The sequence below is a fragment of the Fructilactobacillus myrtifloralis genome (assembly GCF_024029335.1).
Taxonomy (GTDB): domain Bacteria; phylum Bacillota; class Bacilli; order Lactobacillales; family Lactobacillaceae; genus Fructilactobacillus; species Fructilactobacillus myrtifloralis.
Genome location: NZ_CP097116.1, coordinates 1389501 through 1398923, shown reverse-complemented (window position 1 = coordinate 1398923; position 9423 = coordinate 1389501). Strand labels below are relative to the sequence as shown.

General features: G+C 46.2%; 18 protein-coding genes and 1 pseudogene. 17 read left to right on the top strand and 2 right to left on the bottom strand.

Annotated elements, in window-relative coordinates:
- Positions 1–1455: 1455 nt before the first annotated feature.
- Both M3M35_RS07395 and M3M35_RS06990 read right to left on the bottom strand, forming a co-directional pair.
- Positions 1456–1575 (bottom strand): annotated as a pseudogene (locus M3M35_RS07395) (KxYKxGKxW signal peptide domain-containing protein); the annotation flags it as partial.
- Positions 1576–1763: 188 nt separating this feature from the next.
- Positions 1764–2468, bottom strand: coding sequence for an LPXTG cell wall anchor domain-containing protein (locus M3M35_RS06990; RefSeq protein WP_252749923.1), 705 nt, complete (start codon positions 2466–2468; stop codon positions 1764–1766).
- On the opposite strand from M3M35_RS06990, the gene M3M35_RS06985 reads away from it, so the two are divergent.
- The 17 genes from M3M35_RS06985 (at position 2449) to M3M35_RS06905 (ending at position 9420) form a co-directional block, all read left to right on the top strand.
- Positions 2449–2616 carry a hypothetical protein gene (locus M3M35_RS06985; protein WP_252749922.1) on the top strand — a complete coding sequence of 56 codons (168 nt, stop codon included), beginning with the start codon at positions 2449–2451 and terminating at the stop codon, positions 2614–2616. The genes M3M35_RS06990 and M3M35_RS06985 overlap by 20 nt on opposite strands.
- A gap of 168 nt (positions 2617–2784) precedes the next feature.
- A complete protein-coding gene (locus M3M35_RS06980; RefSeq protein WP_252749921.1) occupies positions 2785–2991 on the top strand; it encodes a hypothetical protein in 207 nt (68 codons plus the stop codon).
- Between the two features lie 36 nt (positions 2992–3027).
- On the top strand, positions 3028–3174 hold the full coding sequence (locus tag M3M35_RS06975; RefSeq protein ID WP_252749920.1) for a hypothetical protein: 147 nt from the start codon (positions 3028–3030) through the stop codon (positions 3172–3174).
- 6 nt (positions 3175–3180) lie between these two features.
- Complete coding sequence (locus tag M3M35_RS06970) at positions 3181–3429, top strand: hypothetical protein (protein WP_252749919.1); 249 nt, start codon at positions 3181–3183, stop codon at positions 3427–3429.
- Positions 3430–3729: 300 nt separating this feature from the next.
- Entirely contained in the window at positions 3730–3948 is a 219-nt protein-coding gene (locus M3M35_RS06965; RefSeq protein ID WP_252749918.1) for a hypothetical protein, read from the top strand.
- Positions 3949–4794: 846 nt separating this feature from the next.
- The gene (locus tag M3M35_RS06960; RefSeq protein ID WP_252749917.1) at positions 4795–5049 is read left to right on the top strand and encodes a hypothetical protein; all 255 of its coding nucleotides are present in this window, start codon (positions 4795–4797) and stop codon (positions 5047–5049) included.
- 246 nt (positions 5050–5295) lie between these two features.
- The gene (locus M3M35_RS06955) at positions 5296–5559 is read left to right on the top strand and encodes a hypothetical protein (protein WP_252749913.1); all 264 of its coding nucleotides are present in this window, start codon (positions 5296–5298) and stop codon (positions 5557–5559) included.
- Positions 5560–5568: 9 nt separating this feature from the next.
- Positions 5569–5823 carry a hypothetical protein gene (locus tag M3M35_RS06950; RefSeq protein ID WP_252749916.1) on the top strand — a complete coding sequence of 85 codons (255 nt, stop codon included), beginning with the start codon at positions 5569–5571 and terminating at the stop codon, positions 5821–5823.
- Between the two features lie 246 nt (positions 5824–6069).
- A complete protein-coding gene (locus M3M35_RS06945; RefSeq protein WP_252749915.1) occupies positions 6070–6333 on the top strand; it encodes a hypothetical protein in 264 nt (87 codons plus the stop codon).
- A 9-nt stretch (positions 6334–6342) separates the two neighbouring features.
- The gene (locus M3M35_RS06940; RefSeq protein WP_252749914.1) at positions 6343–6594 is read left to right on the top strand and encodes a hypothetical protein; all 252 of its coding nucleotides are present in this window, start codon (positions 6343–6345) and stop codon (positions 6592–6594) included.
- 246 nt (positions 6595–6840) lie between these two features.
- The gene (locus tag M3M35_RS06935) at positions 6841–7104 is read left to right on the top strand and encodes a hypothetical protein (RefSeq protein WP_252749913.1); all 264 of its coding nucleotides are present in this window, start codon (positions 6841–6843) and stop codon (positions 7102–7104) included.
- Between the two features lie 9 nt (positions 7105–7113).
- Positions 7114–7368 (top strand): hypothetical protein, encoded by a 255-nt coding sequence (locus M3M35_RS06930; RefSeq protein ID WP_252749916.1) that lies wholly within the window; start codon positions 7114–7116, stop codon positions 7366–7368.
- Between the two features lie 246 nt (positions 7369–7614).
- A complete protein-coding gene (locus M3M35_RS06925) occupies positions 7615–7878 on the top strand; it encodes a hypothetical protein (protein ID WP_252749915.1) in 264 nt (87 codons plus the stop codon).
- A gap of 9 nt (positions 7879–7887) precedes the next feature.
- Entirely contained in the window at positions 7888–8139 is a 252-nt protein-coding gene (locus M3M35_RS06920; RefSeq protein ID WP_252749914.1) for a hypothetical protein, read from the top strand.
- Between the two features lie 246 nt (positions 8140–8385).
- The gene (locus tag M3M35_RS06915; protein WP_252749913.1) at positions 8386–8649 is read left to right on the top strand and encodes a hypothetical protein; all 264 of its coding nucleotides are present in this window, start codon (positions 8386–8388) and stop codon (positions 8647–8649) included.
- Positions 8650–8658: 9 nt separating this feature from the next.
- Entirely contained in the window at positions 8659–8910 is a 252-nt protein-coding gene (locus tag M3M35_RS06910; RefSeq protein ID WP_252749912.1) for a hypothetical protein, read from the top strand.
- Between the two features lie 246 nt (positions 8911–9156).
- Positions 9157–9420 carry a hypothetical protein gene (locus tag M3M35_RS06905; protein WP_252749913.1) on the top strand — a complete coding sequence of 88 codons (264 nt, stop codon included), beginning with the start codon at positions 9157–9159 and terminating at the stop codon, positions 9418–9420.
- The last annotated feature ends 3 nt before the right edge of the window (positions 9421–9423 follow it).

Here is a 9423-nt window from a genome sequence, read left to right as displayed (position 1 = left end):
CGAATCAGCTTGCGATCCACTCAAAGAAGCCAACTGCGACGGGGTTAACCTTTGCGACTCTGATCCCCAGCTCGTTGACATACTTTCTGATAAAGACGTTGCCAATGAATCATGCAAGCTGCCCGAAGCAGAGGCCGACAGCGACGGGAAATTCAGCACCACTGGTAAGCCCAATACTTTCGAATAAGACTCACTGTTGGCAATGCCGACAACGGCATTATAAGCATTAACCGCATCCTCGAGCGACCGTCTAAACACCCGGTCAATCAAATTATTGCCAAATTGACTGATAATGTAATCGGCAACTCGATTAGCTAAATCCCGACTTTGTACGCCCGCTTGAAAATACATTTCATCCCCCGGGTTAAGCCCATAGTCGGCAGGGTTAATTTGAACCGTAACGTCCTGATTATAATCGGTGGTTGTATAGGCACCCACCAGTTCCCAAGCGCCAGCACCCCCGTTTGCAGTCGGATTCCAAATGTAAAGATTGGAAGTCTGGTTGCCAAAGATGTTAAACCAACCCCGACTGGTTCTAATTTGAATTGAGCCGGAATTACCGTCATAGATGTAATCATTACCACTCAAAACGTTATCAACGTTGGCCGAAATCCCCAGTTCAGCCAAGCTCGAGTTAACTAGCTTTAACGCGTGATCAATTGCATCCATAAAAATATTTACTTGCTTGTTTTCCCCCGCTGGACCAGTCGGAAAATCACTCCGGTTCTCCACAGTTGACGAGTTCGTAACTGCCAATGCTTGTCCATGAAGTTCAGAAGCACTGGTTGAAGCAGCTAGTGAATCAGCTGTTACCAGACTCATGGATTGGTTTTCAGATAACGAGTGCTCAATTTGGGCGTCATTCTGCTCACTCGCAGAAGCTTGCGAAGTTGCACTGCTATCAAATGAACCATCCCGGCTATTCGCTTCTGAATCACTGTGATTAGTAGTATTTGAGACTTCAGAATCACTCACCGACTGCTCAGCAGTTGTACCTGTTGTGGACACTGAATTACTAGTTGCTGGTGCTTCCGACTGTGAACGAGCTGGCTCACTCGTCGAGTTAGTAACGGTCTGATCACTCCTACTTGGCTGCGTGGCTGTCCCTGTGACTTGACTGGTTACTTCCTGACTTGGTTGGTCTGCCAGTTGATTACTTTGGGCTGGTGAAGTTTGGGACTCGCTTGGTTGCTGATCCCCTACTGAAGTTGCTGCACTTTGCGAATCGACCGTTTTTTCAGCAGTCTCCGTTGCAGTCTGGGTACTAACCGAACTAGTTGGGAGGGATGAGCTCGTTGTAGTTGACGAAGCCTCCGATTCTGTTTCTGAATGGGCCGGAATCGTTAAAGAAGTTTCATTAACCAGGACTTGATCTTTATCGGTTAGTTCGCGATTAACGGTCGGAGTAACTTCGGCCATTATGACCGGAGTCCCCAACCAAATCGTGGCGGCAGCTCCGCTAAGCGTAGCTGTGCCTGCAATTAACCAGCGTTTTCCCGATTTATACATCCGATACCGCACTTTTTGATTGTTCGCGAATAATTCATCAAATCGTTGTTGGTTGAAGTTCTTCATAATCCCGCACCCCTTTCTAATTAGCTTTCTGATAATTACCTTAGATTTACTCATTATACGCTATTTTTCGGATAATACAATTATTAAATAAGGATTATCAATCAGCACTAATTATAACAAAAAGAGCCTAGTGAATTAATCACTAGGCTCTTTTGCCTTAAATTAAGTTTTCCCAATCAGATCGGAGATTAGTTTCGAGAATTATCGTCATTATCCTTGTTCCGTTTGAAGAGCAAGAACAACAACAATCCAAGAATTCCGAACCCTGCCAAGGCAAAGGCGATTGGTTCTGCATAATTAGTGTTCTTGTGTTGCTTTTGGTTCATTCTTTGCTTGTTAGCAAAGTCCTTAACCTTCGTCTTCGACGAATGCTTCTTGTGCTTAGTCTTCCGACTCGCATTTTGATTATTTGCATTCGCGTTCGCCGCATTAGCATTGGCTTGTGCGTTAGCATTTGCGTTCGCAGCGTTGGCATTGCCAGCATTATTCTGGTTATTACCACCGTTGTTATTCGTAGCCAACTGTTGCACAGCTGCACCAACCAAGCCTGGAATAATGGCATTTCCATTAACGGCTGCGAGACCTGCTAAGGCTCCGTTCCCAATTACCGGTGCAAATCCGTTACCACCAGCAACGTTGCCGTTGTTTGATTGCGTTGGATTCATATTACCGTTAGTTCCGGTATTTCCGTTATTCCCAGCATTTCCATTGTTAGCAGCATTGTTGTCGTTAACAATTGAACTACTAATTGAACCGGAAATACTTGCAGAGGTTGAAGCACTTGTACTCCGAGAAGCAGCACTAGTTGAACCTGAAGCACTCACACTTGCGTCTGAGATGCTAGTCGATTTGGCTGCTGAATCAGACGTACTAATGATAGCTGATTCACTCATCGACTTACTGCTTGCGTCAGAGTCAATCATCGAGGTACTCATCGAAGCACTCTTCGAAGTAGCGCTAGTTGAAGCACTATCATCACTAGCAGACTTCGAAACAAAGCTAAGTGAAGCTGACCGACTCATACTCATGGAAGTGTATTGAGAAAGACTCGTCGATCTTGAAGCGCTGTAACTTTGTTGTGAAGCAGAGGCACTCGTTGAATCACTTTGTGATCCAGGGTTTGAAGCGTACGTTGAACGGCTTGTCAAATGACTAGTAGAAGCACTAGCAGACAACGATGATGATGTCGAAGCAGAGGTGCTTGCCGAGTTGATGGTAGAAGCACTGACACTCGTCGACGTCTTATCAGACAGACTCGTGGAAGCACTAGCCGATCCACTCATGGAGTTGACCTTGCTTTCTAGTGAACCAGAAGTACTTGCAGAAGTACTCATGGATTTCACAGCCGACATACTTGCTGAAGCGCTGTTTGCTGCTGACATGCTAGTTGAAGCCGAATTAGTACCAGAACCATGAAATGAAACAGAAGCTGATAAGCTCTTGGCCTGTGAGGTGCTCATAGAACTAGAACGACTAGCCCGCTTACTGTTACTGTTAGCAGCACTAGCAGATTCAGAAGCACTCACAGATTCCATGCTACTTGACGTTGAAGCACTCTTCGAGGCAGCCGACGTACTTGCTGAAGCACTATCACTTTGACTAACAATGTCGCGACTCAAGGACCGCATTGCTGAGTCAGACGTGCTGTCAATTACGGAACGACTAACCGACTTACTAGTTGAAGTCGATTCACTCATCGATGCGCTCTTCGAACCACTTACGGAAGTAGCACTCTTCCAAGCACTAAAGTCACTTTCAGACTTCTTGACTTCACTAACTGCAGCGGAAGTACTTGTACTCATAGAAGCTTGTTTTGACAAGAACGTTGAAGTTGAAGCACTTTCACTTTGGTAAGAAATAGAAGCACTTGAAGAATCACTTTGTGAACCTGAGTTTGAAGTGTACTTACCAAAGCTGGCACTTTGACTTGCCGAAGCACTGGCAGACAACGATGACGATGTTGAAGCAGAGTCACTTGCAGATCTAAAGATCGAAATGCTCTTACTCAACGAATCTTGATCAGACAAGATCGTCGAAGCGCTGGCTGAGGTGCTCAAGGAGTCAGCGTTACTTTCCATCGAAGCCGAAGCACTAGCAGAAAGACTCGTTGAAGCAGTAGCGGAACTACTCAAGGAAGCACTGTGAGCTGCTGACATGCTTACTGAAGCGGAGTTCATTCCAGATCCACTAAATGAAACTGAGTTAGACAAGCTCTTAACTGTCGAAGTACTCATCGAAGTTGAGCGACTTGCTTCCTTACTGTTGTTAATTGCCATGCTGTCAGATGCAGATTCGCTATCAACCTTCATACTTGTTGACATTGAAGCGCTCTTGGAAGCAGCCGAGGTACTCAAGGAAGCACTGTCACTTTGACTAACAATCTTGTTACTCAAGGACCGCATTGCTGAAGCAGAAATGCTATTCTCGATCGATTGACTAACTGATTGACTCGTGGAAGTGGAGTTCAGCATGGACGTACTCTTCGAGTTGCTTTGAACTTTAGCTGCATTTGATGCACTAACGTCGCTTTCTGACTTCCAAACATCACTAGCAGAAGCACTCTTACTTTGACTCAGTGAAGTTGAATCAGACAAGCTCGTTGATGCTGAAGCACTCTTCGAAGCTTCCTTCATTGAAGTACTTACAGACATACTTTGTGAGCCTGGCTGTGAATCGTACTTTGAAATGCTTTCACTGTAACTCTTCGAAGCGCTAGCTGATTCACTCGCACTCTTCGAAGCAGAAGCACTAGCAGAGTTAACAGTTGAAGCACTGACACTCATGGAGGTTTCGTCAGATTGACTCGTGGAAGCACTTGCAGAAGCACTCTTTGAGTTTACTTGACTGTCCATTGAGGCCGAAACACTAGCAGAAAGACTGGTTGAAGTCGTTGCTGAACCACTGAGAGAAGCACTCTTCATAGCTGAAGTACTTGCTGATTCAGAATTAGTTCCAGAGCCGCTCTTCGATGCGGAAATCGATTGACTCTTAGCAACTGAAGCGCTCATAGAAGTCGATTGACTAGCATTAACACTTTCGCTAACTGCCTTGTCATTAGAAGTTGATTCACTATCTAATTTCGAACTAATTGATGCTGAAGCACTGTCACTCTGAGCAGAAGTACTTGCTGAAGCTTGGGTACTTTCACTAGCAACGGAGTTGCTCATCGACTTCATAGCAGAATCAGAAGAACTATCCATTGCAGATTGACTTGCTGACTTGCTTGCCGAAGCGCTGGCACTCATCGAAGCACTCATGGAAGCACTGTTAGAAGCGTTACTCATTGATACGCTAGCATCACTAGCGGACTTCGAGTTGGCACTTGCTGAAGCTGACTTGCTAGTACTCATTGACGTTGTGTCTGAGAAGCTCGTTGACTTCGAAGCACTATCAGAAGCGTTGCTCATCGAAGTACTTACAGACATGCTTTGTGAGCCTGGCTGTGAATCGTACTTCGAAATGCTTTCACTGTAACTCATGGAAGCACTTGCTGATTCACTGGCACTCTTCGAAGCAGAAGTACTTGCGGAGTTAACCGTTGAAGTACTGATGCTCATCGATGTTTCGTCAGATTGACTAGCTGAAGCACTTGCAGAAGTACTCTTCGAGTCAGCATCGCTTTGCATTGAAGCAGAAGTACTTGCTGAATCACTAGCAGAAATTGCTGCCGAAGTACTCATTGAGGCACTTTGTGCCGCTGATGTACTTGCTGAGGCTGAGTTGTTACCAGAGCCACTCATTGAAACTGAGTCGGAAAGACTCTTAACAGTTGAAGTACTCATCGAAGCTGATTCGCTAGCTTGCTTACTGTTGCTTGCCAAGTCACTCATGGACTTCGAAGCACTGTCAGAAGCGTTACTCATCGACATTGAAGCACTATCACTCTTAGCAGAAGTACTTGCCGAAGCTTGGGTACTTTCACTAGCAACGGAGTTGCTCATCGACTTCATAGCAGAATCAGAAGAACTGTCCATTGCGGATTGACTTGCTGACTTGCTTGCGGAAGCGCTGGCACTCATCGAAGCACTCATGGAAGCACTGTTAGAAGCGTTACTCATTGATACGCTAGCATCACTAGCGGACTTCGAGTTGGCACTTGCTGAAGCTGACTTGCTGGTGCTCATTGACGTAGCGTCTGAGAAGCTCGTGGACTTCGAAGCACTATCAGAAGCATTGCTCATCGAAGCACTTACAGACATGCTTTGTGAGCCTGGCTGTGAATCGTACTTCGAAATGCTTTCACTGTAACTCATGGAAGCACTTGCTGATTCACTGGCACTCTTCGAAGCAGAAGTACTTGCGGAGTTAACCGTTGAAGTACTGATGCTCATCGATGTTTCGTCAGATTGACTAGCTGAAGCACTTGCAGAAGTACTCTTCGAGTCAGCATCGCTTTGCATTGAAGCAGAAGTACTTGCTGAATCACTAGCAGAAATTGCTGCCGAAGTACTCATTGAGGCACTTTGTGCCGCTGATGTACTTGCTGAGGCTGAGTTGTTACCAGAGCCACTCATTGAAACTGAGTCGGAAAGACTCTTAACAGTTGAAGTACTCATGGAAGCTGATTCGCTAGCTTGCTTACTGTTGCTTGCCAAGTCACTCATGGACTTCGAAGCACTGTCAGAAGCGTTACTCATCGACATTGAAGCACTATCACTCTTAGCAGAAGTACTTGCCGAAGCTTGGGTACTTTCACTAGCAACGGAGTTGCTCATCGACTTCATAGCAGAATCAGAAGAACTGTCCATTGCGGATTGACTTGCTGACTTGCTTGCGGAAGCGCTGGCACTCATCGAAGCACTCATGGAAGCACTGTTAGAAGCGTTACTCATTGATACGCTAGCATCACTAGCGGACTTCGAGTTGGCACTTGCTGAAGCTGACTTGCTGGTGCTCATTGACGTAGCGTCTGAGAAGCTCGTGGACTTCGAAGCACTATCAGAAGCATTGCTCATCGAAGCACTTACTGAATCACTAGCTGATCCTGGAGTTGAGTTGGAAGCATTGCTTTCACTTTGACTCTTCGAAGCGCTAGCTGATGCTGAAGCACTCGTGGAAGCAGAAGTACTTGCGGAGTTAACCGTTGAAGTACTGATGCTCATCGAAGTTTCGTCAGATTGACTAGCTGAAGCACTTGCAGAAGTACTCTTCGAGTCAGCATCGCTTTGCATTGAAGCAGAAGTACTTGCTGAATCACTAGCAGAAATTGCTGCCGAAGTACTCATTGAGGCACTTTGTGCCGCTGATGTACTTGCTGAGGCTGAGTTGTTACCAGAGCCACTCATTGAAACTGAGTCGGAAAGACTCTTAACAGTTGAAGTACTCATCGAAGCTGATTCGCTAGCTTGCTTACTGTTGCTTGCCAAGTCACTCATGGACTTCGAAGCACTGTCAGAAGCGTTACTCATCGACATTGAAGCACTATCACTCTTAGCAGAAGTACTTGCCGAAGCTTGGGTACTTTCACTAGCAACGGAGTTGCTCATCGACTTCATAGCAGAATCAGAAGAACTGTCCATTGCGGATTGACTTGCTGACTTGCTTGCGGAAGCGCTGGCACTCATCGAAGCACTCATGGAAGCACTGTTAGAAGCGTTACTCATTGATACGCTAGCATCACTAGCGGACTTCGAGTTGGCACTTGCTGAAGCTGACTTGCTGGTGCTCATTGACGTAGCGTCTGAGAAGCTCGTGGACTTCGAAGCACTATCAGAAGCATTGCTCATCGAAGCACTTACAGACATGCTTTGTGAGCCTGGCTGTGAATCGTACTTCGAAATGCTTTCACTGTAACTCATGGAAGCACTTGCTGATTCACTGGCACTCTTCGAAGCAGAAGTACTTGCGGAGTTAACCGTTGAAGTACTGATGCTCATCGATGTTTCGTCAGATTGACTAGCTGAAGCACTTGCAGAAGTACTCTTCGAGTCAGCATCGCTTTGCATTGAAGCAGAAGTACTTGCTGAATCACTAGCAGAAATTGCTGCCGAAGTACTCATTGAGGCACTTTGTGCCGCTGATGTACTTGCTGAGGCTGAGTTGTTACCAGAGCCACTCATTGAAACTGAGTCGGAAAGACTCTTAACAGTTGAAGTACTCATGGAAGCTGATTCGCTAGCTTGCTTACTGTTGCTTGCCAAGTCACTCATGGACTTCGAAGCACTGTCAGAAGCGTTACTCATCGACATTGAAGCACTATCACTCTTAGCAGAAGTACTTGCCGAAGCTTGGGTACTTTCACTAGCAACGGAGTTGCTCATCGACTTCATAGCAGAATCAGAAGAACTGTCCATTGCGGATTGACTTGCTGACTTGCTTGCGGAAGCGCTGGCACTCATCGAAGCACTCATGGAAGCACTGTTAGAAGCGTTACTCATTGATACGCTAGCATCACTAGCGGACTTCGAGTTGGCACTTGCTGAAGCTGACTTGCTGGTGCTCATTGACGTAGCGTCTGAGAAGCTCGTGGACTTCGAAGCACTATCAGAAGCATTGCTCATCGAAGCACTTACTGAATCACTAGCTGATCCTGGAGTTGAGTTGGAAGCATTGCTTTCACTTTGACTCTTCGAAGCGCTAGCTGATGCTGAAGCACTCGTGGAAGCAGAAGTACTTGCGGAGTTAACCGTTGAAGTACTGATGCTCATCGAAGTTTCGTCAGATTGACTAGCTGAAGCACTTGCAGAAGTACTCTTCGAGTCAGCATCGCTTTGCATTGAAGCAGAAGTACTTGCTGAATCACTAGCAGAAATTGCTGCCGAAGTACTCATTGAGGCACTTTGTGCCGCTGATGTACTTGCTGAGGCTGAGTTGTTACCAGAGCCACTCATTGAAACTGAGTCGGAAAGACTCTTAACAGTTGAAGTACTCATCGAAGCTGATTCGCTAGCTTGCTTACTGTTGCTTGCCAAGTCACTCATGGACTTCGAAGCACTGTCAGAAGCGTTACTCATCGACATTGAAGCACTATCACTCTTAGCAGAAGTACTTGCCGAAGCTTGGGTACTTTCACTAGCAACGGAGTTGCTCATCGACTTCATAGCAGAATCAGAAGAACTGTCCATTGCGGATTGACTTGCTGACTTGCTTGCGGAAGCGCTGGCACTCATCGAAGCACTCATGGAAGCACTGTTAGAAGCGTTACTCATTGATACGCTAGCATCACTAGCGGACTTCGAGTTGGCACTTGCTGAAGCTGACTTGCTGGTGCTCATTGATGAGGAGTCCGAGGAACTCGTGGACTTCGAAGCACTATCAGAAGCATTGCTCATCGAAGCACTCACTGAATCACTAGCTGATCCTGGAGTTGAGTTGGAAGCATTGCTTTCACTTTGACTCTTCGAAGCGCTAGCTGATGCTGAAGCACTCGTGGAAGCAGAAGTACTTGCGGAGTTAACCGTTGAAGTACTGATGCTCATCGAAGTTTCGTCAGATTGACTAGCTGAAGCACTTGCAGAAGTACTCTTCGAGTCAGCATCGCTTTGCATTGAAGCAGAAGTACTTGCTGAATCACTAGCAGAAATTGCTGCCGAAGTACTCATTGAGGCACTTTGTGCCGCTGATGTACTTGCTGAGGCTGAGTTGTTACCAGAGCCACTCATTGAAACTGAGTCGGAAAGACTCTTAACAGTTGAAGTACTCATCGAAGCTGATTCGCTAGCTTGCTTACTGTTGCTTGCCAAGTCACTCATGGACTTCGAAGCACTGTCAGAAGCGTTACTCATCGACATTGAAGCACTATCACTCTTAGCAGAAGTACTTGCCGAAGCTTGGGTACTTTCACTAGCAACGGAGTTGCTCATCGACTTCATAGCAGAATCAGAAGAACTGTCCATTGCGGATTGACTT

Excerpts from the sequence above, each read along its gene's own strand:
- M3M35_RS06965 (WP_252749918.1), top strand. The coding sequence starts at position 3,730 with ATGCTTACTGAAGCGGAGTTCATTCCAGATCCACTAAATGAAACTGAG.
- M3M35_RS06990 (WP_252749923.1), bottom strand. The coding sequence starts at position 2,468 with ATGAGTGAATCAGCTATCATTAGTACGTCTGATTCAGCAGCCAAATCG.
- M3M35_RS06970 (WP_252749919.1), top strand. The coding sequence starts at position 3,181 with ATGTCGCGACTCAAGGACCGCATTGCTGAGTCAGACGTGCTGTCAATT.
- M3M35_RS06985 (WP_252749922.1), top strand. The coding sequence starts at position 2,449 with ATGATAGCTGATTCACTCATCGACTTACTGCTTGCGTCAGAGTCAATC.